This window comes from Burkholderia sp. Ac-20344 (genome assembly GCF_017104975.1).
Classification (GTDB): domain Bacteria; phylum Pseudomonadota; class Gammaproteobacteria; order Burkholderiales; family Burkholderiaceae; genus Burkholderia.
This window is the reverse complement of sequence record NZ_JAAGPP010000087.1, coordinates 15,879-37,560: the sequence shown is the minus strand read 5'-3', so window position 1 is coordinate 37,560 and position 21,682 is coordinate 15,879. Positions and strand designations below refer to the sequence as shown.

Here is a 21,682-nt window from a genome sequence, read left to right as displayed (position 1 = left end):
CGCGCTGCAGACGCTCGCCGACGTGCGCGACGCGCACGACATCGTCGTCGAGGAAGCGCCAAGCGCTCGGCCCGTGATGCAGGAACACCTGCCGTTCACGCGCAGCGGCACGTTCTACACGATGGACAGCGGCGGGCTCGGCTACGGAATGCCGGCCGCCGTCGGCGTCGCGCTCGCGCAGCCGGGCCGGCGCGTGATCGGGCTGATCGGCGACGGGTCGAGCCTGTATTCGATCCAGGCCTTGTGGAGCGCTGCGCAGCTGAAGCTGCCGATCACGTTCGTGATCCTGAACAATCGCCGTTACGCGGCCTTGCAGGATTTCGCACCCGTGTTCGGCTTCGGCCCGGACGACCCGGTGCAGGGCACCGATCTGCCGAACCTGGATTTCGTCGCGCTCGCGCAAGGGATGGGATGCCGCGGCGTGCGCGTGACTGCTGCCGCACACCTGCGCGACACGCTGACCGACGCGCTGCGCGCCGCGACGCCGGTCGTCGTCGAAGTCGAGATTGCCTGACGCGCGGTGCGCGTCTTTCCGGAGATTCCATGCAAACCGTATCGATGCTGATCGGCGGCGAACGCCGTCATTCATCCAGCGGCGCGACCTTCGTGCGCCGTAACCCGCTCGACGGCGAAGTCGCGTCCGCAGCGCCAGCGTGTACCGTTGACGATGCGCGCGAGGCGGCCGATGCGGCCGCCCGCGCGTTTCCCGGCTGGGCCGCGCTCGGCCCCGGCGCGCGCCGCGCGCTGCTGCTGAAGGCCGCCGCCGCGCTCGAAGCGAAGCACGAGCAGTTCGTCGCCGCGATGGCGGCGGAGACGGGCGCGTCCGCGTTGTGGGCCGGCTTCAACGTGCAGCTTGCCGCGAGCGGGCTCGTCGAGGCCGCGTCGCTGACCACGCAGGTCGCCGGCGAGCTGATCCCGTCCGACGTGCCCGGTTCGCTCGCGATGGGCGTACGGCAGCCGGCCGGTGTCGTGCTCGGCATCGCGCCGTGGAATGCGCCGGTGATTCTCGCGACCCGTGCGCTCGCACTGCCGCTCGCGTGCGGCAACACGGTCGTGCTGAAGGGCTCGGAGCTGTGTCCCGTCACGCACGGGCTGATCGTCGAGGCGCTGCAGGAGGCCGGGCTGCCGCCGGGCGTCGTCAACTTCGTGACGAACGCGCCCGAGGATGCGGGCGCCGTCGTCGATGCATTGATTGCGCATCCGGCCGTGCGCCGCGTGAACTTCACGGGCTCGACGCGCGTCGGCAGGATCGTCGCCGAAGCGTGCGCGCGCCACCTGAAACCGTCGGTGCTGGAACTCGGCGGCAAGGCGCCGTTCGTCGTGCTCGACGATGCCGATCTCGACGCGGCGGTCGCGGCGGCCGCGTTCGGCGCGTTCGCGAATTCCGGGCAGATCTGCATGTCGACCGAACGCATCGTGGTCGACGCATCGATCGCCGATGCGTTCGTCGCGAAGCTCGCCGACAAGGCCGCGTCGCTGCCGCTCGGCGATCCCCGCAACGGGCCCGTCGTGCTCGGTTCGCTGATCGACATGAAGGCCGTCGAGCGCTGCAACGCGCTGATCGACGATGCGCTCGCGTGCGGCGCGACGCTCGTGTGCGGCGGCAAGGCCGACAGCACGCTGTTCCCGGCCACGCTGCTCGACCATGTGACGCCGGCGATGCGCATCTATGCGGAGGAATCGTTCGGCCCGGTGAAGGGCATCGTGCGCGTCGACGGCGAGGACGCCGCGATCCACTGTGCGAACGACAACGCGTTCGGGCTGGCGTCGGCGGTGTTCAGCCGCGATGTCGCGCGTGCGATGCGCGTCGCGGCACGCATCGAATCGGGCATTTGCCACGTGAACGGCCCGACCGTGCACGACGAGGCGCAGATGCCGTTCGGCGGCGTGAAGGACAGCGGCTTCGGCCACTTCGGCGGCAAGGCCGGCATCGCGGCGTTCACGGACCTGCGCTGGATCACGGTGCAGACGGCACCGCGTCACTATCCGTTCTGACGAGGGCCCCGACGATGAAGATTGCGATTCTGGGTGCGGGCGCGATGGGCTCGCTGTTCGGCGGGCTGCTGGCCGAAAGCGGCGAGGCCGTCACGCTGATCGACGTGAACGATGCGCATCTCGATGCGATCCGCCGCGACGGGCTGCGCATCGACGACGATCGCGGTGAACGCACCCTCCGCACGCTGCACGTGCTCCGGCCGGAAGCCGCGAACGCGCGGGCGTCGCCCGACACACCGTTCGACCTGCTGATCGTCTTCACGAAATCGCTGCACACGCGCCACGCGCTGGATGGCGTGCGCGCGCTGCTGAGCCCCTACACGTACGTGCTGACGCTGCAGAACGGGCTCGGCAACGTCGAGACGCTGAACGCGTTCGTGCCGATCGAGCGCATTCTCGTCGGCGTCACGACCTGGCCGGCCGATCTTGCCGGGCCCGGGCATGTGCATTCGCACGGCGCGGGCGTCGTCAGGATGATGACGGCCGACGGCGCGGAGCGCTCGTTCGCGGCAGCCGTCGCCGACGCGCTGTCGCGCGCGGGGCTGGCGTGCTCGCTCGATGACGACGTGTGGGCCGCGATCTGGGAGAAGGTCGCGTTCAACGCGGCGCTCAACACGCTGTGCGCGGTGACGCGCTGCACGGTCGACCAGCTCGGCGAACATCACGACGGGCCGCGGCTCGCGCACGCGATCGCCGCCGAGACGGCGGCGGTCGCGCGCGCGAAGGGGATCGCGGTCGACGGCGAACGCATCGCGCGCAACGTCGAGCATGCGATCCGCGAGCATCGCGGCCATCGCCCGTCGATGCTGCAGGACGTGCTCGCGGGCCGTCGCACGGAAATCGACGCGATCAGCGGCAAGGTCGTCGCGGCCGCGCGCGAGGCAGGCGTCGCGGTGCCGCATGCCGAGACGCTGCTCGCGCTCGTCCGGCTGATCGATGCACGCGTGAACTGAGCGGGAAGCCGGCGACGGGCTTGCGTCGCATCACGAGACCGGCTTGGGCGCGAGCCCCGGTGCCGGAGGAATCGATTGGACAAGGGGCCGTAGCCGGCAGGGACACACCGACGCCGGTCGGCCGCGAAACACGAGATCCGGGCACGCGTGCGCGCGCCAGCCCGGGCAACCGGAGACGCCATGAAAGCCATCGAATGCCGTTGTCTTGCCGCGCGCCGTTCGCGCACGTTGCCGCCGACGCGCGGCGCACGGGAGGTCGCATGAGCACGCGCGACGGATTGCAGTCGCCGTCGGTCGACATCGGCGCGACACTCGACGACGGGCCGTTCACGACGATGCAGCGCTGCGTGGTGCTGCTCGCCGCGCTCGCGATCGTGCTCGACGGCTTCGACGGCCAGCTGATCGGTTTCGCGATTCCGGTGCTGATCCGCGAATGGGGCATCACGCGCGGCGCGTTCGCGCCGGCGGTGGCGGCCGGGCTGATCGGGATGGGCATCGGCAGCGCGTGCGCAGGGATCGTCGCGGACCGCTTCGGCCGCCGCCAGGCCGTGATCGGCAGCGTGTTCCTGTTCGGCATCGCGACCTGCGCGATCGGCTTCGCACCGGACGTCACGGCGATCGCGATGCTGCGCTTCGTCGCGGGGCTCGGGATCGGCGGTGCATTGCCGACGGCCACGACGATGACGGCCGAATACACGCCCGCGCGGCGCCGCACGATGATGGTGACCGCGACGATCGTCTGCGTACCGCTCGGCGGGATGCTGGCCGGCCTGTTCGCGCACGAGGTGCTGCCGCGCTACGGCTGGCGCGGGCTGTTCTTCGCGGGCGGCGCATTGCCGCTCGTGCTCGGCTTCGTGCTCGTGCGCGCGCTGCCGGAATCGCCGCGCTTTCTCGCGCGGCGCCCCGCGCGCTGGCCGGAGCTCGGCGCGCTGCTCGCCAGGATGGAGCGGCCCGTCGCGCCGGGCACCGTGTTCACCGACATGAAGGACGCACGCGCGGCAGGCGGCCGCGGCGGCTTCGGCGCGCTGTTCGAAAGCGGTCAGGCGCGCGACACGATCGCGCTGTGGTGCGCATTCTTCATGTGCCTGCTCGCCGTGTATGCGGCGTTCAGCTGGCTGCCGACGATGCTGGCGGCGAGCGGGCTGAGCGTGTCGGTCGCGGGTTCCGGGCTCACCGCGTACAACCTCGGCGGCGTGATCGGCGCGCTGCTGTGCGCGTGGGCGATCGCGCGTGCCGGGTCGCGCTGGCCGCTCGTGCTGTGCAGCATCGGCGGCGCGGCGAGTGCGGTGTGGCTGATGGGTGTCGATGCAAGCCGCCACACGGGCTGGCTGATCGTCGGGCTCGGCCTGCACGGGCTGTTCGTCAACGCGGTGCAGTCGACGATGTATGCGCTCTGCGCGTACATCTATCCGACGGCCGTGCGCGCGACGGGTACCGCAGGCGCACTCGCGTTCGGCCGGCTCGGCGCGATCCTCAGTGCGTTCGCGGGCGCGATCGTGATCTCCACGGGGGGCGCCACGGCCTACCTGACGATGCTGGCGATCGCGATGGGGGTTGTCTGCGTCGCGCTGCTCGTCGTGCGACGGCATATTCCGCGACTGTCGCGCGCGGCCGTGCAGCCGCGGGAAGGGGAGGCGCTAGCCCGCCCGTCGTCGTGACGGCGGGCGGGCCCGGGGGCGGGTCGCGCGTTACAGCGTGGTGCGCACGTGCCACAGCTCGGGGAACAGCACGACGTCGAGCATCTTGCGCAGGTACGGCGCACCGCTGGTGCCGCCCGTGCCCTGCTTGAAGCCGATGATGCGCTCGACGGTCGTCACGTGGCGGAAGCGCCACTGGCGGAACGCATCCTCGAGATCGACGAGTTCCTCGGCCATCTCGTAGAGCTCCCAGTGCTGCTGCGGGTGACGGTACACCTCGAGCCACGCGGCTTCGACCGTCTCGTCATGCCGGGTCGGCTGCGTCCAGTCGCGCTCGAGCCGCGCCGGCGCGATCGGGAAGCCGCGGCGGGCAAGCAGGCGCACGACTTCATCGTAGAACGACGGCGCTTCGAGCGTCGCACGCACCTGTTCGAGGATGTCGGGCCGGTGCGCGTGCGGCTGCAGCATCTGCGCGTTCTTGTTGCCGAGCAGGAATTCGAGCTGCCGGTACTGGTACGACTGGAAGCCCGACGACTGCCCGAGATACGGCCGCATCGCCGAATACTCGGACGGCGTCATCGTCGACAGCACGTTCCACGCCTGCACCAGTTGCTCGAGGATGCGCGACACGCGCGCGAGCATCTTGAATGCGGGCGGCAGCGCGTCCGTCCGCACCGCGTCGAGTGCGCCGCGCAGTTCGAACAGCGCGAGCTTCATCCACAGCTCGCTCGTCTGATGCTGGATGATGAACAGCATCTCGTTGTGATCGGGCGACAGCGGATGCTGCGCGTCGAGGATCGAATTCAGCGACAGGTAGTCGCCGTAGCTCATCGACTTCGAGAAATCGAGTTGCGCGTTGTGCCAGCCGGCATCGCCATCGCCGGGCACGTGCGGCGCTTCGTGCGCGGCATGGGCCGGTTGTGCCGAATGCGCGGCGCGTGCGCCCGAGAACGGGCAGCCCGCCGGCGCGTCGTTGCCGGGTGGCTGCATATGACCAGAATTCACGACTCTCTCCAGATTTGAATGACGGGGCGCGGCTCGCGCGCGCCGGGCAAGGTGGGTCAGGTCACCGCGCCGCGTTCGGCGAACTCGGGCGCCTTCCACGCGTCGGTGGCGAGGATGTCGCGCAGCGTCTCGACGGCATCCCATACGTCGACGAAGCGCGTATAGAGCGGCGTGAAGCCGAAGCGCAGCACGTACGGCTCGCGGTAGTCGCCGATCACGCCGCGCGCGATCAGCGCCTGCATCACCTCGTAGCCGTGCGGATGCTCGACGCTCGCCTGCGAACCGCGCTGGTGATGCGCGCGCGGCGTGACGAGCTTCAGCGACTGGCCCGCGCAGCGTGCTTCGACGAGCGCGATGAACGCGTCGGTCAGCGCGAGCGACTTGCGGCGGATCGCGTGCATGTCGGTCTGCAGGAACACGTCGAGCCCGCATTCGACCATCGACATCGACACGATCGGCTGCGTGCCGCACAGGAAGCGCGCGATGCCCGGATCGGGCGCGAAGCCCGGCTGCATCGCGAACGGTGCGCGGTGGCCCCACCAGCCGGACAGCGGCTGCGAGAAGTGCGCGTGATGGCACTGCGGCACCCACACGAATGCGGGCGAGCCGGGGCCGCCGTTCAGGTACTTGTACGTGCAGCCGACCGCGCCGTCCGCGCGCGCGCCGTTCAGGTCGACCGCCACCGCGCCGGCCGAGTGCGCGAGATCCCACAGCATCAGCCCGCCGGCGTCGTGCACGAGCTGCGTGACGGCCGGCATGTCGTGCATGTAGCCGGTGCGGTAGTTCACGTGCGTGATCATCGCGACGGCCGTGTCCGCGCCGAGCGCGCCGGGCAGGTCGGCCGGGTCGTCGATCAGGCGCAGCGCGTAGTTGCCGCCGAGCTGCTCGATCAGCCCTTGCGCGATATACAGGTCGGTCGGGAAGTTCGAGCGCTCCGACACGATCACGCGGCGCTCGGGCGCGCGCTCGGCCTGGTGGCGCACCATCGCCGACAGCAGCTTGAACAGGTTGATCGAGATCGTATCGGTCACGACGGTTTCGCCGGGGGCGCCGCCGATCAGCGTCGCGAGCTTGTCGCCGAGACGGCGCGGCAGCGCGAACCAGCCGGCCGTGTTCCAGCTGCGGATCAGGCCTTCGCCCCATTCGGCGCCGATCACCTGCTGCGCGCGGGCGGCCGATGCGCGCGGCTGCGCGCCGAGCGAGTTGCCGTCGAGGTAGATCACGCCGTCGGGCAGGGAGAACTGGTCGCGCAGCGGGGCGAGCGGATCGTCGCGGTCGAGCGCGAGCGCGTCTTCACGGGTCTTGATCATGATGTGGGGTCGTCAGTCGGGGTAATCAGGAAGCACACGCGGGCAGCGCGCGCAGCACCGCGCGCACCGGGCTCGCGTCGAGCGTCGCGAACTTCAGCGGCAATGCGATCAGTTCGTAGTCGCCGGGCGGCACGTCGTCGAGCACGATGCCTTCGAGGATCGCCATCCGATGTGTGCGCACGCGGTGATGCGCATCCATCGTCTTCGATTCCTGCGGGTCGAGCGACGGCGTGTCGATGCCGATCAGCTTCACGCCGCGGGCGGCGAGCAGGTCGACGGTCTCGGGCGCGACCGCGCAGAAGCCGCTGTCCCACTGCTCGACGCTGGCGCGCGCATAGGTGCGCAGCAGCACGCGCGGCGGCACGCCGTCGAGCGCGGCCGCGACATCGGCCGGCTGCACGACCGGCGATGCGCCGATGCAGTGGATCACGCGGCACCGGCCGAGGTAAGTATCGAGCGGCACCGCGCCGATCGGCGCGCCGTCGGCGTCGTAGTGCAGCGGCGCGTCGCAGTGCGCGCCGGTGTGCGGCGACAGCGTCAGGCGCGCGACGTTGACCGGCGAGCCGGCCTCCATCCGCCACACGCGTTCGACGGAAACCGGCGTATCGCCCGGCCACACGGGGGTGGCGGGGCTGACAGGCGGCGAGATGTCCCAGAGGGTGTCCATGGCATGACGATTCGGTGAGTCGGTCCTTCGAATGATAGGTGGACGCTCGCAGAAAGTGCTTGCGAAATAAACATGGACAATCCGCCGGATTGGCAGATAATTCGACTCAGAGGGAAAACGGGGACCAAAAATGCACGCGATCACGCTCGATGCCACCGACTGCCGGATTCTGGCGGTACTGCAGGAAGAGGGCAGAATCAGCAATCTCGACCTGGCGGAACGGATTTCGCTTTCGCCATCCGCCTGCCTGCGCCGCATGCGTCTGCTCGAGGAGCAGGGCGTCATCGAGCACTATCGCGCGTGCCTGAGCCGCGAGAAGCTCGGCTTCGAGCTCGAGGCGTTCGTGCAGGTATCGATGCGCAACGAGGAAAATCAATGGCACGAGCGCTTCGCGGAAGCGCTGCGCGAATGGCCCGAGGTGGTCGGCGCGTTCGTCGTGACGGGCGAGAGCCACTATCTGCTGCGCGTGCTTGCGCACAACCTCAAGCACTATTCGGATTTCGTGCTGAACCGGCTCTACAAGGCGCCGGGCGTGATGGACATCCGTTCGAACATCGTGCTGCAGACGCTGAAGGACGAAGCCGGCGCGCCGGTCGGGCTGGCGCGCACGGGGGCGATCAAAGCGGTGTGAGGCCGTGGAAGCCGCCGCCGTGGAACACGAGCGGCGGCGCGTCCGGCTCGGCACGCACGCCGCAGCGTTCCACTTCGCCGACGAAGATCACGTGATCGCCTTCGTCGTAGCGGCTGCGGTTGTGGCACTCGAACCACGCGAGCGCGCCGTCGAGCACCGGCATCCCGGAATTGCCGGCTTCATGCGCGATGCCTTCGAAGCGGTCGCCCTTGTAGGTCGAGAAGCGCTTGCACAGGTCGAGCTGCGATGCCGCGAGCACGTTCACCACGTAATGGCTGTTGCCGCGGAACACGGGCGTCGACGCCGATTTGTGCGCGAGGCTCCACAGCACGAGCGGCGGATCGAGCGAGACCGAGTTGAACGAGCTGGCAGTGATGCCGATCAGTTGCCCGGACGGCGCGCGCGTCGTGATCACCGTCACGCCCGTTGCGAACTGGCCGAGTGCTTGCCGGAAGGCGGCCGAGTCGAAATCCGGAGGATTGGCCTGGCTCATCGGGCAACCATCCGGAACGAGACGGGCGGGCGCGGCGCGACGCGGGTGGAGCGGGCACGGCGGACGAAAGGCGACAAGGCGGTCGATGGAGAAGGGGTGCGCATGGCCCGATTTTAGCGGAATCGGGGCCGCCGGGCCCGGCCAGGCGGCGCATTGCGGGGGCAGGGTGACGTAGCGAACACTGCGGCGCACTGCAGGATGCGCCATCGCGCTCGGTCGGCGCGGCCGTTCTGTCACGCTTTTTGTGCGCTGCCGCCGCTTCGCCCGGCGCCGATGCGCCACACCGGCGATCGATCCCCGCGCTATCGCGCCGCCGCCAGTCCGAGCGACAACGCGCCCGTCACGATCAGGCTCGACGCCCACACCGCATCGAGATTGAACCAGCTCCGCGACACGAACTTCAGCCCGAGATAGCGGTACACGAGCCACGCGAGCCCGCCGCCGGCGCCGATCATCGCGAGTGCATGCACGGCCGCGACGACGAGCGCCATCCCGAGATGCGCATCGACGAGCGTGGCCGCCGCGCGGTGGCCGGCGTCCTGGTCGAGCCCGCACAGCCCGAGGTAGATCGGCACCAGCATCAGCCCCGCGCCGTGCGCGATCGCGACCGCGAACGACCACAGGCCGAGCCGCGCGGGCGGGATCCGCGCGAGCGCACGCGGATGCCGGCGCCGGATCAGCAGCACGGCGCCGAAGCCGATCACGAGCGCGCTCGCGCCGATCCGGATCGCCGTTTGCCACGCGAGCAGCGCGGCGAGCAGCCCGAACGGCAGCATCACCGCGAACACCGCGAGCGCATGGCCTACCGCGAGATAGCCGAGCGCCGCGACGAGCGCGCCGCCGCGCCGCGTCATCAGCGCGTTCGACACTGCGAGCGGCCAGCCCATCGCGGGGTTGAGCCCGTGATACACGCCGCTCACGAGCACGGCCGCCCACAGCGCGAACTGGGCGTGAAGGCTGGCGTTCAACGCTTGACCGACGGGTAGCAGAACGAGTCGGTCGAGCAGTCGCCGCCTTCGAGCCGGATCTGGTGCGCGCGATAGCCGTCGGGGAACTCGACCCAGTAATCGTCGGCGAGCGTCAGCCCGCCTTCCGGCCCCACATGCGCGAGCACCTGCGCGCCCGGCACGCCGTCCGGATAGAACTGGTCGTCCCACGTCGAATAGAGCGAGTTGGTCCAGTACACACGCTTCCCGTCGCGGCTGATCTCGACCATCTGCGGGCCGCCCGCGAACGCGCGGCCGTTCGAGTGCGGCGCACGGCGCACGATGCCGCCGATGCGGACCGATCCCGCGAGCACCGGGTGGTGCGGATCCGACACGTCGTACTGGCGCATCTCGCCGGTACCCCAGCACGACACGTAGAGGAAGCGGTCGTCGAGCGACAGGTCGATGTCGGTCACGAGCGGCGGCACGGCGCCGAACGATTTCAGGAGCGGTGGCAGTTCGTCGGCCGCGGCCGGCTCGGCCGGAATCGTCGCGGTCTTCTTCACATGGAACTTGCCGCCTTCGCGCCACCAGGTCCAGATCGAGCCTTCGAGATTCGTCGTGTCGACCACGACGCCGACGAATCCGTATTCGCGCGCCGGGTCGTGCGCGGGCCGCACCTCGAGCGCCATCTGGTGCTGCGCGCCGAGATCGATCGTCTGCACGTTGCGCCGCGCGCGCAGGTCCCAGAAATGCAGCCGGTGCCCGTATTGGTTCGCGAGCAGGTCCTCGGGCACGATCCCGTTCTCGAATTGCGGCGGCAGCGCCCATTCGCTCGACACCATGTAGTCGCGCGGCAGGTTCCACCAGAAGTCGTAATGCTTGTCCTGCGGGCCGCGGTCGATCTCCCAGCGGCCGAGCACGTCGAAGGTTTCGCAATCCATGATGAAGATGCCGGGTGCGCCGTCGGTGCCGTCCTTGCCCGCGCCGCCGAGCGTGCTCACGTAGATGCCCTCGGGCCCGCAGTGAACGGTGTGCGGCCGCGAATAGCCGGTCTTCGCGAAGATCTCGTCGGGCTCGATGATCTTGTGGATGCGCGCCTGCGTCGGGTGCGGTTTCGTGTCGATCACGTAGATCCGCGACGAGCGCAGGCCGGGGATGATCAGGTAGCGGCGCTCGAGGAACGCATGGCCGGTCAGCGGCGACAGCGACGACGAACACGCATTCCAGCCGAAGTGGTGAAACTCGTCGCCGGTGTTCGGCATCGTGACCGTGTGCACGATGGTTCCGTAGGTCGGCGAGCCGGGCTTCACGTCGATCACGGCGAGCGCGTCGGGTCTGGAAAAATCGGGGCTCAGCAACAACGTATAGGCAAACTCTTCCGCCGGCGCCTGCATCGCAAGCTCGGGCGAAGCGTGAAACGTCGGGTCAGGCCGCATGCTCATGGTGATGCCCTCTCGATGGTGTCGGATCGTGGTCGCACGGCCGTTCGTTGCGGGCGTGCGGGTCGGGGTTGCCGCGCGGCGCGCATGACGCCGGCGGGAGCGATCGGCAGGCGGATGCACGCGTTGGCGACACGCGCAGCGCCGTGCATCAGATCGTGAAAGCGGATGAAGGCGGTGTTCCCGATCGCCGCACGCGGGGCGGGACGAATGCACGGCAAGGCGATGGCGCGGTCGAAGCGGCGGCCCGCGGCGCGGCGACGGCCGGGCGAGCGATGCGGGCGATGTCTGTCAAGGCATGCATATCGATGTTCCGGCAGATGATGTTTGCATCAGGGTCGGGCATGCATCGGAAGCGTTGCGCGAGACAGCGGGTTTGCCGCCGCGCTCGCGCGTGCCTAAGTGTAGACGAGAAAACGGGCGTCTGGTCGCGCGCGGCACCTGTGCACTCTGTCAGGTTCGCGCGCGGGTGAGATACTTGCCGCAGTGCCGTTGCGACCCGCACCCGGGTGGGCAGCGGCGAGACGGAACGGTGGCGCCGGCGCATGCGTGCCGGCTGCCGACATCAACGAGGGACTGATTTCATGGTGAACGAGATGCTTGAAACCGCGACATTGGGAGGCGGGTGTTTCTGGTGCACGGAGGCGGTGTTTCTCGACGTCGACGGCGTGACCGCCGTCCAGTCGGGCTACGCGGGCGGCCATACGCGCAATCCCGGCTATCGCGACATCTGCGAAGGCGACACGGGCCACGCGGAAGTCGTCAACGTGACGTTCGACCCGGCGCGCATCGGCTATCGCGAGATCCTCGAGATCTTCTTCGCGACGCACGATCCGACCCAGTTGAACCGGCAGGGCAACGACGTCGGCACGCAGTACCGTTCGGTCGTGTTCACGCATTCGGACGCGCAGCGCGACACCGCGCTCGACGTGATCCGCGAGTTCGAGCGCGAGCAGGTGTTCGGGCAGCCGATCGTCACGCAGGTGGTGCCGCTCGACGGCAACTACTGGCCCGCCGAGGACTATCACCAGGACTATTACGCGCGTAACCCGGGGCAGGGCTACTGCTCGGTCGTGATCGGCCCGAAGCTCGCGAAATTCCGGCAGAAGTTCTCGCACCGGCTGAAGTCGCTGCGCGGCGCGTAAGCGTGACCGGCGCAAGCCGGTATCAGGCCGCCTCGCTGCGCCACTGCGCGCACGCGGCGGCGATCTCGCGCGCGAGCGCGATGCACGACAGCGGCGCGGAGCCTTCCGCCTTGTTGTTGATCGTGATGATCACCGGCTGCCCGGCCAGCGCATAGCGCGCAGCCAGTTCGGCGAGCGCCGAGCGGGTGGCCGGATCCTCGTCGACGAGCTTGTCGAACGGCTCGTACTTCGCTTTCGCCTGTTCGTACTTGAAGCCGCCGTGCAGGCTCCAGCGCACGATCAGCGGGCCCGGCGCGTCGCCGTCGAGCAGCGCGAGCGCGGCGGCCTGGCGCAGCGGGTCGGGCATCCGTGCGTGCAGGCCGACGCAGTAGCGCACGCCGAGCGCGGCAAGCGCGCGGATGAAGCGCGGCGTGAGCAGGCTCGCATCGCGGATCTCGATCGCATAGCGGGTGCCGTCGGTTTCCGGCGGCAGCGGCGGCAGCGCCGCGAAGAACGCAGCGAGCCGGTCGATCAGTTCGGCCGGCCGGGCGAGCAACGGGTCGGGCAGCGGCGAGAACTGGAACACGAGCACGCCGGCTTTCCGGCCGAGCCCTTCGAGGCACGGCTGCACGAATTCGCGGGTGGCGAGCGGCGCGTCGAGGAAGGTCGGGTTCGGTCCCGACGGCTCGCCGCGCCGGCCGCGGATCACCGCATCGGTCACGGAGGCCGGCGCCTTCACGACGAAGCGGAAATCGTCGGGCACCTGCTGCGCGTAGCGCAGGTAGTCGGCCACCGACAGCGGGCCGTAGAACGACCGGTCGAGGCTCACGCTCTTCAGCAGCGGATGCGCGCCGTACGCTTCGAGCCCTTCGCGCGACAGCTTGGTCTGCGCGAAATCGCCGTCGTAGACGATGCCGTCCCAGCCGGGGAAGTACCACGACGACGTGCCGAGCCGGACATTCGGCGGCAGGCCGGCCGCTGCGTCGGCCACCTCCGGTGCGATCGGCGCGGGCAGCACGCCGCGCCGGCGCCGGCCTTTCTTCGGCGGCGCGGCCGGCGGGGGAGGCTCGTCCCACAGCAGGCCGGAAGCGGCGGGCGGTGTTTCGTCTGAAGAACGGGTGCGGGTGCGCGGTGCCGGCTGCGCGTCGTCGGGCGCGCCTGGTTTCACGTGTTCGTCGGTGTCGGCAGGCGGGCCATCGTCCACAGGCGACGCGCGTGCAGCGTCGGCCGGCACGCCGAACAGGTCGAATTGCCCGTCGGCGTGCGGCGCGTTGGCGTCGTCGTGCGGTTGTCGTTGCGGCGGCGCCTTGCGCCGCGTCCTGCCGTCACCCATGCATGCCCAGCGTGAAGCGCCGCCTAGCGCGGCAGCGCGTGTTCGTACATATAGCGCCGCGACCACGGCAGCGTTTTCGCGCTGCGTCCGGCCTTGCGGCACACGATCTGGAAGATCGACACGTCGTCGTGCTCGAATGCATACGCGCAGCCGGCGAGATACACGCGCCAGATGCGGAATTTTTCGTCGTCGACGAGTTGTCGCGCGGCTTCGGCCTTCGCCTCGAAGTTTTCCGTCCAGATGTCGAGCGTGCGCGCATAGTGCCGCCGCAGGCTTTCGACGTCAATCGCTTCCAGCCCGCCGCGCTGCGCGGCTTCCAGCGCGAGGCTGATGTGCGGCAGCTCGCCGTCCGGGAACACGTAGCGGTCGATGAACTCGCCGCCGCCGAGCGCCGTCTCGCCGCTTTCCGCGTCGGTCGACGTGATCCCGTGGTTCATCGCGATGCCGTCGTCGGCGAGCAGGTCATGGATTCGCGAGAAGTAAAGCGGCAGGTTCTTGCGCCCCACGTGCTCGAACATCCCGACGCTCGTGATGCGGTCGAACTGGCCGTCGATCTCGCGGTAGTCCTGCAGCCGGATCTCGATTTTGTCTTCCAGCCCGGCGGCCTTCACGCGCGCGGTCGCGAGATCGAACTGGTTCTGCGACAGCGTGACGCCGAGGCACTGCGCGCCGAACTTCTGCGCGGCGCGCAGCACGAGCGCGCCCCAGCCGCAGCCGATGTCGAGCAGGCGCTGGCCGGGTTGAAGCTGGATCTTGGTGAGGATATGGTCGATCTTCTTGATCTGCGCGGTGGCGAGATCTTCGTCGCCGTTCTCGAAGTACGCGCACGAGTACACCATGTTCTCGTCGAGCCACAGCTGGTAGAACGCGTTCGAGACGTCGTAGTGATACTGGATCGCCTTCTTGTCGGTGCTCTTCGAGTGATTGAAGTAGCGCTTCACGCGCGCGAGCTTGCTCGCGCTCGTCACCGTGTTGCGCGCGAGCGAGTAGCCGATGTTGATGATGTCCGACAGCTTGCCTTCGATATCGATCTTGCCCTTCACGTACGCCTCGCCGAGATTGTCGAGGCTCGGTTCGAGCAAGAGCGGCAAGGCCGACGCACTGTTCACCTTCAGCGTGACCTGCGGCGCGCTGAAGGTGCCGAAATCGAGCTGATCGCCGTTCCACAGCACGAGGCGCGCCGGTATGTTCGCTTTCGCCCGTACTTCGTCCGCCCACTGTGCCAGCTTCTTTTCCCAGAACATTTGGATTCTCCCGTTTGTTCGTTGAATCGAATACAGCCAAGTATCTTGACCGGCGCCCGCCGCTTGCGATGCGGGCGCCCGGATGCAACACGAGACACGACCGGCGTACGCCGGCGCCGCGCTTACGGCGACAGGCGCGAGATCGACCAGCCCGGCGACACGGCGGCGTCGCGCGTATAGAGCAGGCGGTCGTGCAGCCGCGACGGGCGGCCCTGCCAGAACTCGATCGAGTCGGGCACGAGGCGGTAGCCGCCCCAGTGCGGCGGGCGCGGCGGGTTGTCGCCGTAGCGTTCGCTGACGGCCTTTTCCTGCGCTTCGAGCGTTGCACGGCTGTCGATCACGGCGCTCTGCTCGGACGCCCATGCGCCGATGCGCGAGCCCAGCGGGCGCGACGCGAAATAACGGTCGCTTTCCTCGGCGCTGGTTTTCTCGATCCGGCCTTCGATGCGCACCTGGCGCTCGAGCTCGATCCAGTAGAACAGCAGCGCGGCCTGCGGATGCGCGGCGAGATCGTGCCCCTTGCGGCTTTCGTAATTGGTGAAGAAGACGAACCCGCGTTCGTCGACCCCCTTGATGAGCACGATGCGTGCCGACGGCCGGCCGTCGTCGCCGACGGTCGCGAGCGTCATCGTGTTCGGCTCGGGCAGCCTGGCGGCGAGCGCCTCCTTGAACCAGCGGTCGAACTGGGCGAAGGGGTCGGGGGCGACATCGGCTTCGTCGAGCGAAGCACGTGAATAATTGATGCGGAGATCGGCGAGAGTCGTCATGTTATGCAAACGCTTCAATCTGGAACCATTGTAGCCAACGCGCGAGAAACGTGCGTGCACAGTGGCGCGTGCGAGCGGGGAGTTCAGGCAAAATAGAGGGCTGCACGACTTACGTTTTCCTTGCTGCCATGCCCGTCGCCGACGCTGCCCCGCCCAGTTCCTCTGATCTTACCCCGACCCCGGAAATCCAGCTTGACGTGGATCGAGCGCGGCGTTTCGGCGGCGTCGCGCGGCTGTACGGCGCGCCGGCAGCCGCCGCGTTTGAGCGCGCGCACGTCGCGGTGATCGGGATCGGCGGCGTCGGGTCGTGGGTGGCCGAGGCGCTCGCGCGCAACGCGGTCGGCACGCTGACGCTGATCGATCTCGACAACGTCGCGGAAAGCAATACGAACCGGCAGGTCCACGCGCTCGACGGCAATTACGGCAAGCCGAAGGTCGACGCGATGGCCGAGCGGATCGCGCTGATCGATCCTGCGTGCCGCGTGAACCGGATCGAGGATTTCGTCGAGCCCGACAACTTCGACGCGCTGCTCGGCGGCGGTTTCGACTACGTGATCGACGCGATCGACAGCGTGCGCACGAAGGTCGCGCTGATCGCGTGGTGCGTCGCGAAGCGCCAGCCGCTCGTCGTGGTCGGCGGCGCGGGCGGCCAGCTCGACCCGACCCGCATCCGGATCGACGATCTCGCGCTGACGATCCAGGATCCGCTGCTGTCGAAGGTGCGCGCGCAGTTGCGCAAGCAGCACGGCTTTCCGCGCGGGCCGAAGGCGCGCTTCAAGGTCAGCGCCGTATATTCGGACGAGCCGCTGATCTATCCGGAAGCGGCGGCCTGCGACCTCGAGGACGGCACCGAGCCGTCCGCGGCCGCGCACGTCGCGGGGCTCAACTGTGCGGGATTCGGTTCGAGCGTGTGCGTGACCGCCAGCTTCGGCTTCGCGGCCGCCGCGCATGCGTTGCGCGCGATCGCGGCGCAGGCCGCGGGCTGATGAGCCACTGAGAAGCGCGGTCGTTGCGGGTTGCTGCGGCGCGTGACACGCGCCGTGCGTCATGCGGTGATCCGGCAGCCGGGCCATTGCGGCCCGGCCGGTCATACATCAGTTCAGTTGAGCGCCATGCTCAGCTTGCGCCGCCACCCGGCGACGAGGTCCGGGCGATCGCCGGCCAGCTCGAACACCGAGATCATCGTGCGGCGGCCGAGATCGTCGCCATACGCGCGGTCGCGCGTCACGATTTCCAGCAACTGCTCCAGCGCACCTTCATACGCGCGCCGCGCGATCAGGCTCTGCGCGAGATCGAATCGTGCGTCGAGATCGCCCGGGTTCGCCGCGATGCGCGCTTCGAGCGCATCGGTCGGCGGCAGGTCGGCCGTGGCTTCGAGTGCGTCGAAACGGGTCTTGATCGCCTGGTACCGCGGGTCGCCGTTCTGCACGGTCTGCGGCGACAGGCGTTCGGTCTCGGCGCGCGCGGCATCGATCTGGTTGCTCGCGAGCAGCAGTTCGATCAGGTCGAGGCGGGCGTCGTCGAAGCCGGGATTCAGCGCGAGCGCCGCCTCGAGGTGCGTGAGCGCGTCGTCGTAGCGCTCTTCGGCGATCGCGTACTGTGCGGCACGCCGCTCGGCTTCCTCGGGCGCCGGCAGCAGCCGGTCGAGGAAGGCGCGCAGCTGGCCTTCGGGCAGCACGCCGACGAACTGGTCGACCGGGCGCCCGTCGGCGAACGCGATTACGTGCGGGATGCTGCGCGTCTGGAAGTGCGCGGCGAGTTCCTGGTTCTCGTCGACGTTGACCTTCACGAGCTTCCAGCGGCCTTCGTAGTCGCCTTCGAGCTTTTCCAGCAGCGGGCCGAGCGTCTTGCAGGGGCCGCACCACGGCGCCCAGAAGTCGACCAGCACGGGAGCGTCCAGCGACGCCTCGATGACGTCTTTCTCGAATGTGGCAAGCGTGGTGTCCATGTCGTTCTCTTCCGTTCGAATGTCGTCAGGATGGGGGCGGTGCGCCCCGTTTTCAACGCGGCTTCGACTCGGGCAGCGGAATCCACTCGGTCTCGCCCGGCACCTTGCCCATTTCCTGGCGCATCCATGCCGCTTTCGCGTGCTCGATCGCCTCGCGGCTGCTGGCGACGAAATTCCAGTCGATGAAGCGCTCGCCGTCGATCTTGTCGCCGCCGAGCAGCATCGCGCGCGCGCCGCTGCCGCTCGTCAGCATGACTGCGGCGCCGGGCGCGAGCACGGCCATCTGCTCGGCCGGCACCGGCGTGCCGTCGATCGCGAGTTCGCCGTCGACCACGTAGACCGCGCGCTCCTCGTGCGACGCGTCGAGTTCGAGACGGCCGCCGGCCGCGAATTCGGCCGCGACATACAGCGTGCGCGAGAACGTCGTGACCGGCGAGCGCAGCCCGAACGCATCGCCGGCGATCACCGTCAGCGACACGCCGTCCTCGATGCGCGTCGGCAGCGTGTCGGCCGCATGGTGCTCGAACGACGGCTCGGTCGTCTCGTGCGCGCGCGGCAGCGCGACCCAGGTCTGGATTCCGTGCACGGTGTGGCCGTGTTCGCGCTGCGCGTCGGGCGTGCGTTCGGAGTGGACGATCCCGCGGCCGGCCGTCATCCAGTTCACGTCGCCCGGCACGATTTCCTGCAGCGAGCCGAGGCTGTCGCGGTGCAGGATCGCGCCGTCGAACAGGTAGGTGACGGTGGCGAGGCCGATATGCGGATGCGGGCGCACGTCGAGCCCCGTGCCGGGCGGCAGCGTGGCGGGCCCCATGTGATCGAAGAAGATGAACGGGCCGACGAGGCGTGCGGCGAGCGCGGGCAGCGTGCGGCGCACCTGCAGGTTGCCGATGTCGCGCACGTGCGGCTTCAGCAGGGCTTTGATCGGAGCGGTCATGGCGGATCCTGTGGGGCGGCGGGGGATGCCGGTCATTGTACTGGCCGCCCGCCGCCGATTCCATGCGCGCCGCGCGGGTATCGGGCCGGGGGCCGAAACCCGGTAGACTGACCGGCTTCCGGGAAAACGCCGGCTTGCCCGGGGTTTTCCGTCCCGCAGGAAGTCCCGTTGGGGAATGGCGACCTTCGGGGAACCTGACGCGAAGCGACAGCGCTCGCGCGCACCTAGCACAACGATTCGACAATCGAGGAGACGCCGATGATGGCCCCGAAGGACTTGCTGCTTGCGCTGGTCGTGATCCTGGCGTGGGGCGTGAACTTCGTCGTGATCAAGGTCGGCCTGCACGGCATGCCGCCGATGCTGCTCGGCGCGCTGCGCTTCACGCTCGCGGCCGTGCCCGCGGTGTTCTTCGTGCGCCGGCCGCAGATTCCGTGGCGCCTGTTGGTGCTGTACGGCGCGACGATCCAGCTCGGCCAGTTCGTGTTCCTGTTCACCGGCATGTACGTCGGCATGCCGGCCGGCCTCGCGTCGCTCGTGTTGCAGTCGCAGGCGTTCTTCACGCTCGTGTTCGCGATGCTGTTCCTCGGCGAGCGGCTGCGCGCGCAGAACCTGCTCGGCCTCGCGATCGCCGCGGGCGGGCTCGTCGTGATCGCGGCGCAAGGTGGCCGCGCGATGACGCTCGCGGGTTTCCTGCTGACGATCTGCTCGGCCGCAATGTGGGCGGTCGGCAACATCGTCACGAAGAAGGTCGGCCGTGCAAATCTCGTGTCGCTCGTCGTGTGGGCCAGCCTCGTGCCGCCGGTGCCGTTCTTCCTGCTGTCGCTGTGGTTCGAAGGGCCGCAGCGGATCGCGACCGCACTCGCCGGGCTGAACGGCGCGTCGATCTTCGCGGTCGTCTATCTCGCGTTCGTCGCGACGCTGCTCGGCTACGGGCTGTGGAGCCGCCTGCTGTCGCGCTATCCGGCCGCGCAGGTCGCGCAGTTCTCGCTGCTGGTGCCGATCGTCGGCCTTGCGTCGTCGGCGCTGCTGCTCGACGAGCATCTGACGCGCCCGCAGCTGATCGGCGCGGCGCTCGTGATGGGCGGGCTCGCGGTGAACGTGTTCGGCGGGAAACTGATGCGCCGCTTCGCGGCATCGTGACGCGCCGGCACGCACTGCGTGCCGGCGGCGGGGCGGGGTGGCCGGATACGGCCGTCAGGCCATCCGGCTCTTCGCGAGCGGCGGATTCGCGGCGAAATAGCGCTTGATGCCGCGGAAGATCGCGTCGGCCATCTGGTCGCGATAGCTGTCGTCGTTCAGGCGGCTCTCTTCTTCCGGGTTGCTGATGAACGCCGTCTCGACGAGGATCGACGGAATGTCGGGCGCCTTCAGCACCGCGAACCCGGCCTGTTCGACCGAGCCCTTGTGCAGCTTGTTGATGCCGCCGACTTCCTTCAGCACGTAGTTGCCGTAGCGCAGCGAATCGCGGATCTGCGCGGTCGTCGACATGTCGAACAGCGCGCGGTTCACGGCCGCGTCCGCCGTCTTGATGTTGATCCCGCCGATCAGGTCGGACGAATTTTCCTTGTTCGCCATCCAGCGCGCCGCGGCGCTCGTCGCGCCGTGGTCGGACAGCGCGAACACCGACGAGCCGCGCGCGGATGGCGTCGTGAACGCGTCCGCGTGGATCGACACGAACAGGTCGGCGCCCACGCGGCGCGCCTTCTGCACGCGCACGTTCAGCGGCACGAAGAAGTCGGCGTCGCGCGTCATCATCGCGCGCATGTTCGGCGCGCCGTCGATCTTCGCGCGCAGCTTCTTCGCGATGTCGAGCGCGATGTGCTTCTCGTACGTGCCGCCGCCGCCGATCGCGCCCGGATCCTCGCCGCCATGGCCCGGATCGATTGCCACCGTCAGCAGGCGCACGGTGCTGCCCTTGCCGGATTTCGGCGCGGTGAACTTGTAGGTGTCGCCGTCGTCGTCGCTGTCGTCGCGGCGGGCGATGACGGGCGGCGGCTTGACGGCCGGCTTCGCGGGCGTCGACGGCGTGCCGGCGGCGGGCGGCGTGTGCGGCGTGGCCGGCGTGTTCTGCGCGAAGCGCTGGAAGAACGCGTCGCTGCTGTCGCCCGCGGCGGGCGGCGGGGTACCCGGGCCGGCCAGCGCGGTCGGCGGCTGCATCTGCTGCGCGCGCGCCGTGTCGTTGAGCGCCTGCTCCTTGCGCTCCGTCTGCGCGATCAGGTCGGACAGCGGATCGGGTGCGACAGCCGGATACAGGTCGAACACGAGCCGGTACTTGTAGGTGCCGACCGGCGGCAGCGTGAACACCTGCGGCTTCACCGAGCCTTTCAGGTCGAACACCATCCGCACGACGTGCGGCTGATACTGGCCGACGCGCACCGACTGGATCTGCGGATCGTTCGGCGCGATCTTCGACACGAGGTCGCGCAGCGCCTGGTCGAGATCGAGACCGGTCAGGTCGACCACGAGACGGTCGGGACCCTGCAGCAGCTGTTGGCTATTCTGCAGCGGCTGGTCGGATTCGATCGTGACGCGCGTGTAATCGCGTGCGGGCCACACGCGCACGCCGAGCACCGACGACGCGTGCGCGAGCCGCGGCGCGACGAGACCGAGCACCAGCGTCGACGCGCCCGCGCGCAGGATCTGGCGGCGCCGCCAGTTGTGCGTCGCGGTGGCCGCCGATTCGATCGAGCGGAACGGTTTGATCAACATCTTTCGAGACATGCCTTTCCTGAAGCGCTGTACGCCCGGACGGTGAGGGCGCGGCCGTCGCCATCCACGTCGAGCGAGAAAACCAGATCGGGTACGCCGAGCAGCGGGCCCGCCTGTTGTGGCCATTCGACGAGACAGATCGCGCTGGAATTGAAATATTCGCGAAAGCCTGCGTCGGACCATTCGGCCGGATCGTTGAAACGATACAGATCGAAGTGATAGACCTCGAGTTCCCCATCGTCGCGTTCGAGCGCGTACGGCTCGACGAGCGTATAGGTCGGGCTGCGCACGCGCCCCGTGTGGCCGAGGCCGCGCAGGATCGCGCGGACGAGGGACGTCTTGCCCGCGCCGAGATCGCCGACCAGCTGGATCTGCAGCCCGTCGAACGCGTGCGCGCGGGCAAGCTCGGTGCGCGCCGCGTCGAGCGCGTGCGCGAAGCGGGTGCCGAAGGCCTCGGTCGCTGCTTCGTCGGCGAGCGCGATCACGCGCTGCTCGAGCGGGGCGGGCAGCGTGACGGCATGAGGCGGATGGCTGGACGTGGCTGGCATTCTCGTAAAATAGTGC

21 protein-coding genes are annotated in these 21,682 nt (G+C 69.0%); 8 read left to right on the top strand and 13 right to left on the bottom strand.

Annotated elements, in window-relative coordinates; all coding sequences use genetic code 11:
- The 4 genes from G3N64_RS24485 to G3N64_RS24470 form a co-directional block, all read left to right on the top strand.
- On the top strand, positions 1–514 hold a 514-nt coding region (locus G3N64_RS24485), incomplete at its 5' end, for a thiamine pyrophosphate-dependent enzyme (protein ID WP_241021182.1).
- 29 nt (positions 515–543) lie between these two features.
- Positions 544–1,995: an aldehyde dehydrogenase gene (locus G3N64_RS24480; protein ID WP_205786212.1), complete on the top strand. Its 1,452-nt coding sequence runs from the start codon at positions 544–546 to the stop codon at positions 1,993–1,995.
- Between the two features lie 14 nt (positions 1,996–2,009).
- On the top strand, positions 2,010–2,948 hold the full coding sequence (locus G3N64_RS24475) for a 2-dehydropantoate 2-reductase (RefSeq protein WP_205786211.1): 939 nt from the start codon (positions 2,010–2,012) through the stop codon (positions 2,946–2,948).
- A gap of 260 nt (positions 2,949–3,208) precedes the next feature.
- Complete coding sequence (locus tag G3N64_RS24470) at positions 3,209–4,606, top strand: MFS transporter (protein ID WP_205786210.1); 1,398 nt, start codon at positions 3,209–3,211, stop codon at positions 4,604–4,606.
- A gap of 30 nt (positions 4,607–4,636) precedes the next feature.
- On the opposite strand, the gene kynA is transcribed toward G3N64_RS24470, so the two are convergent.
- The 3 genes from kynA to kynB all read right to left on the bottom strand — a co-directional run bounded on the left by kynA (position 4,637) and on the right by kynB (position 7,567).
- The gene (kynA, locus tag G3N64_RS24465) at positions 4,637–5,575 is read right to left on the bottom strand and encodes a tryptophan 2,3-dioxygenase (RefSeq protein WP_205786215.1); all 939 of its coding nucleotides are present in this window, start codon (positions 5,573–5,575) and stop codon (positions 4,637–4,639) included.
- A gap of 71 nt (positions 5,576–5,646) precedes the next feature.
- A complete protein-coding gene (gene kynU / locus G3N64_RS24460; RefSeq protein WP_205786214.1) occupies positions 5,647–6,897 on the bottom strand; it encodes a kynureninase in 1,251 nt (416 codons plus the stop codon).
- Between the two features lie 28 nt (positions 6,898–6,925).
- Positions 6,926–7,567, bottom strand: a complete 642-nt coding sequence (gene kynB, locus G3N64_RS24455) for an arylformamidase (RefSeq protein WP_205786209.1) — start codon at positions 7,565–7,567, stop codon at positions 6,926–6,928.
- A gap of 130 nt (positions 7,568–7,697) precedes the next feature.
- Here kynB and G3N64_RS24450 point away from each other — a divergent pair, with 130 nt between their 5' ends.
- Positions 7,698–8,198, top strand: a complete 501-nt coding sequence (locus G3N64_RS24450; protein ID WP_006477992.1) for an Lrp/AsnC family transcriptional regulator — start codon at positions 7,698–7,700, stop codon at positions 8,196–8,198.
- On the opposite strand, the gene G3N64_RS24445 is transcribed toward G3N64_RS24450, so the two are convergent.
- The 3 genes from G3N64_RS24445 to G3N64_RS24435 all read right to left on the bottom strand — a co-directional run bounded on the left by G3N64_RS24445 (position 8,185) and on the right by G3N64_RS24435 (position 11,062).
- The gene (locus G3N64_RS24445; protein WP_205786208.1) at positions 8,185–8,691 is read right to left on the bottom strand and encodes a flavin reductase family protein; all 507 of its coding nucleotides are present in this window, start codon (positions 8,689–8,691) and stop codon (positions 8,185–8,187) included. The genes G3N64_RS24450 and G3N64_RS24445 overlap by 14 nt on opposite strands.
- 302 nt (positions 8,692–8,993) lie before the next feature.
- Positions 8,994–9,659 (bottom strand): hypothetical protein, encoded by a 666-nt coding sequence (locus G3N64_RS24440; RefSeq protein ID WP_205786207.1) that lies wholly within the window; start codon positions 9,657–9,659, stop codon positions 8,994–8,996.
- Positions 9,656–11,062 (bottom strand): selenium-binding family protein, encoded by a 1,407-nt coding sequence (locus tag G3N64_RS24435; RefSeq protein WP_205786206.1) that lies wholly within the window; start codon positions 11,060–11,062, stop codon positions 9,656–9,658. The genes G3N64_RS24440 and G3N64_RS24435 overlap by 4 nt, the downstream gene beginning before the upstream one ends.
- A 581-nt stretch (positions 11,063–11,643) precedes the next feature.
- Between G3N64_RS24435 and msrA the strand changes: the two genes are divergently transcribed.
- On the top strand, positions 11,644–12,204 hold the full coding sequence (gene msrA, locus G3N64_RS24430; RefSeq protein WP_205786205.1) for a peptide-methionine (S)-S-oxide reductase MsrA: 561 nt from the start codon (positions 11,644–11,646) through the stop codon (positions 12,202–12,204).
- A 22-nt stretch (positions 12,205–12,226) separates the two neighbouring features.
- Here the strand turns inward: msrA and G3N64_RS24425 are convergent, their stop codons facing one another.
- The 3 genes from G3N64_RS24425 to pdxH all read right to left on the bottom strand — a co-directional run bounded on the left by G3N64_RS24425 (position 12,227) and on the right by pdxH (position 15,527).
- Positions 12,227–13,516 (bottom strand): DUF72 domain-containing protein, encoded by a 1,290-nt coding sequence (locus G3N64_RS24425; protein WP_205786204.1) that lies wholly within the window; start codon positions 13,514–13,516, stop codon positions 12,227–12,229.
- A 23-nt stretch (positions 13,517–13,539) separates the two neighbouring features.
- On the bottom strand, positions 13,540–14,760 hold the full coding sequence (locus G3N64_RS24420; protein ID WP_205786203.1) for a cyclopropane-fatty-acyl-phospholipid synthase family protein: 1,221 nt from the start codon (positions 14,758–14,760) through the stop codon (positions 13,540–13,542).
- A gap of 122 nt (positions 14,761–14,882) precedes the next feature.
- Positions 14,883–15,527: a pyridoxamine 5'-phosphate oxidase gene (pdxH, locus tag G3N64_RS24415; RefSeq protein ID WP_205786202.1), complete on the bottom strand. Its 645-nt coding sequence runs from the start codon at positions 15,525–15,527 to the stop codon at positions 14,883–14,885.
- A 128-nt stretch (positions 15,528–15,655) separates the two neighbouring features.
- Between pdxH and G3N64_RS24410 the strand changes: the two genes are divergently transcribed.
- Positions 15,656–16,513: a tRNA threonylcarbamoyladenosine dehydratase gene (locus G3N64_RS24410; protein WP_205786201.1), complete on the top strand. Its 858-nt coding sequence runs from the start codon at positions 15,656–15,658 to the stop codon at positions 16,511–16,513.
- Positions 16,514–16,626: 113 nt separating this feature from the next.
- On the opposite strand, the gene trxA is transcribed toward G3N64_RS24410, so the two are convergent.
- Both trxA and G3N64_RS24400 read right to left on the bottom strand, forming a co-directional pair.
- Positions 16,627–17,475, bottom strand: a complete 849-nt coding sequence (gene trxA, locus G3N64_RS24405; RefSeq protein WP_205786200.1) for a thioredoxin — start codon at positions 17,473–17,475, stop codon at positions 16,627–16,629.
- Positions 17,476–17,527: 52 nt separating this feature from the next.
- Positions 17,528–18,409, bottom strand: a complete 882-nt coding sequence (locus G3N64_RS24400; protein WP_205786199.1) for a pirin family protein — start codon at positions 18,407–18,409, stop codon at positions 17,528–17,530.
- Between the two features lie 261 nt (positions 18,410–18,670).
- Between G3N64_RS24400 and G3N64_RS24395 the strand changes: the two genes are divergently transcribed.
- Positions 18,671–19,549: an EamA family transporter gene (locus G3N64_RS24395; RefSeq protein WP_205786213.1), complete on the top strand. Its 879-nt coding sequence runs from the start codon at positions 18,671–18,673 to the stop codon at positions 19,547–19,549.
- A gap of 54 nt (positions 19,550–19,603) precedes the next feature.
- On the opposite strand, the gene G3N64_RS24390 is transcribed toward G3N64_RS24395, so the two are convergent.
- Both G3N64_RS24390 and tsaE read right to left on the bottom strand, forming a co-directional pair.
- The gene (locus tag G3N64_RS24390) at positions 19,604–21,130 is read right to left on the bottom strand and encodes an N-acetylmuramoyl-L-alanine amidase (RefSeq protein ID WP_205786198.1); all 1,527 of its coding nucleotides are present in this window, start codon (positions 21,128–21,130) and stop codon (positions 19,604–19,606) included.
- Entirely contained in the window at positions 21,112–21,666 is a 555-nt protein-coding gene (gene tsaE / locus G3N64_RS24385) for a tRNA (adenosine(37)-N6)-threonylcarbamoyltransferase complex ATPase subunit type 1 TsaE (RefSeq protein ID WP_205786197.1), read from the bottom strand. Before tsaE ends, G3N64_RS24390 begins: the two co-directional genes overlap by 19 nt.
- Between the last annotated feature and the right edge of the window lie 16 nt (positions 21,667–21,682).

Excerpts from the sequence above, each read along its gene's own strand:
- G3N64_RS24470 (WP_205786210.1), top strand. The coding sequence starts at position 3,209 with ATGAGCACGCGCGACGGATTGCAGTCGCCGTCGGTCGACATCGGCGCG.
- G3N64_RS24480 (WP_205786212.1), top strand. The coding sequence starts at position 544 with ATGCAAACCGTATCGATGCTGATCGGCGGCGAACGCCGTCATTCATCC.
- msrA (WP_205786205.1), top strand. The coding sequence starts at position 11,644 with ATGGTGAACGAGATGCTTGAAACCGCGACATTGGGAGGCGGGTGTTTC.
- G3N64_RS24390 (WP_205786198.1), bottom strand. The coding sequence starts at position 21,130 with ATGTCTCGAAAGATGTTGATCAAACCGTTCCGCTCGATCGAATCGGCG.
- G3N64_RS24435 (WP_205786206.1), bottom strand. The coding sequence starts at position 11,062 with ATGAGCATGCGGCCTGACCCGACGTTTCACGCTTCGCCCGAGCTTGCG.
- G3N64_RS24445 (WP_205786208.1), bottom strand. The coding sequence starts at position 8,691 with ATGAGCCAGGCCAATCCTCCGGATTTCGACTCGGCCGCCTTCCGGCAA.
- trxA (WP_205786200.1), bottom strand. The coding sequence starts at position 17,475 with ATGGACACCACGCTTGCCACATTCGAGAAAGACGTCATCGAGGCGTCG.
- G3N64_RS24410 (WP_205786201.1), top strand. The coding sequence starts at position 15,656 with ATGCCCGTCGCCGACGCTGCCCCGCCCAGTTCCTCTGATCTTACCCCG.
- G3N64_RS24475 (WP_205786211.1), top strand. The coding sequence starts at position 2,010 with ATGAAGATTGCGATTCTGGGTGCGGGCGCGATGGGCTCGCTGTTCGGC.
- tsaE (WP_205786197.1), bottom strand. The coding sequence starts at position 21,666 with ATGCCAGCCACGTCCAGCCATCCGCCTCATGCCGTCACGCTGCCCGCC.
- G3N64_RS24425 (WP_205786204.1), bottom strand. The coding sequence starts at position 13,516 with ATGGGTGACGGCAGGACGCGGCGCAAGGCGCCGCCGCAACGACAACCG.
- G3N64_RS24395 (WP_205786213.1), top strand. The coding sequence starts at position 18,671 with ATGGCCCCGAAGGACTTGCTGCTTGCGCTGGTCGTGATCCTGGCGTGG.
- G3N64_RS24420 (WP_205786203.1), bottom strand. The coding sequence starts at position 14,760 with ATGTTCTGGGAAAAGAAGCTGGCACAGTGGGCGGACGAAGTACGGGCG.
- G3N64_RS24400 (WP_205786199.1), bottom strand. The coding sequence starts at position 18,409 with ATGACCGCTCCGATCAAAGCCCTGCTGAAGCCGCACGTGCGCGACATC.
- kynB (WP_205786209.1), bottom strand. The coding sequence starts at position 7,567 with ATGGACACCCTCTGGGACATCTCGCCGCCTGTCAGCCCCGCCACCCCC.
- G3N64_RS24450 (WP_006477992.1), top strand. The coding sequence starts at position 7,698 with ATGCACGCGATCACGCTCGATGCCACCGACTGCCGGATTCTGGCGGTA.
- kynA (WP_205786215.1), bottom strand. The coding sequence starts at position 5,575 with ATGCAGCCACCCGGCAACGACGCGCCGGCGGGCTGCCCGTTCTCGGGC.
- pdxH (WP_205786202.1), bottom strand. The coding sequence starts at position 15,527 with ATGACGACTCTCGCCGATCTCCGCATCAATTATTCACGTGCTTCGCTC.